Genomic DNA, 853 nt, shown 5'->3' with positions numbered 1-853 from the left:
TCCAGCAGATCGCGGGCGATGTCCCAGGCGTCCATCAGCTCGTAGCGGCCGACCCGCTGGGCGCTGTCCTCGTCGCCATGGCTGGCGGCCTCGGTCCCCAGCGCGCCGCGCGTCACCCCCGACAGCGTCCAGACCCCGTCCGATCCGGACGACCCGGTATAGCCGATGATCTCGGACCCGATGCCCAGATAGCGGGTTGCGGTGTTGCCGAACTGGTCGGTGATGTCGGCCGGGGTCGAGGCCTCGATGGTGATCGCGGTCGTGGTGGCGGTGATGTCGCCCGCCAGCCGCATCTCGGTCTCGCGCGGGAACTGTGCGCGGGATTCGTCGGTGAGCCGCAGCGGGTCCACCCCCTTGAGCGTGACCGTGCCGTCGCTGTCCGGGCCGTCGACGCTGTCGAGGATGTAAAGCCGCTGCTCCATGTCGGCCAGCGCCTCGCCCGCGAAGCCCTCGTAAACCCGCAGGAACATGTTGGCGTAGAACGGGTTCCGGGCGCACCACTTGGCCCAGAAGAAGCCCGGCCGGGGCCCGCGCACGGCCCGGGACCAGTCGCCGACATAGTCGTCGAAGGGCGCATCGGTGAGGGTGACGGTCACGCCGCCGGTCACGCCCAGGGGCTTTTCCCCGTCGCGGATCGAGCCCACGTTGATCTTGCTCGAGCGGACCGAGACCGACCGCAGCGTCGGGAACGCGTTGGTGCCGATATGCTCGCCGGTCCGGTCGTAAAGCGGAACCAGCGCCTGGGTCGGCGGGACGAAGCGCCAGGCGATTGAGCCGTCGCCCCGGTAATGGTCGCGATCGAGGCAGGTGCCCCAGCAATTGTAGCAGCGCGGGCCATCGGCGAGGCTGGCCG

At 69.9% G+C, this 853-nt stretch carries 1 protein-coding gene; it reads right to left on the bottom strand.

The annotated features are described in order from the left end of the window. A partial coding sequence (locus BYZ73_RS23140; RefSeq protein WP_220086887.1) for a hypothetical protein occupies positions 1-853 on the bottom strand: 853 nt, incomplete at both ends.

Origin of the sequence: Rhodovulum viride, from assembly GCF_003265965.1 — a bacterium.
In the GTDB taxonomy this organism is placed as follows: Bacteria; Pseudomonadota; Alphaproteobacteria; order Rhodobacterales; family Rhodobacteraceae; genus Rhodovulum; species Rhodovulum kholense.
This window is presented reverse-complemented; position numbering and strand designations above follow the sequence as displayed.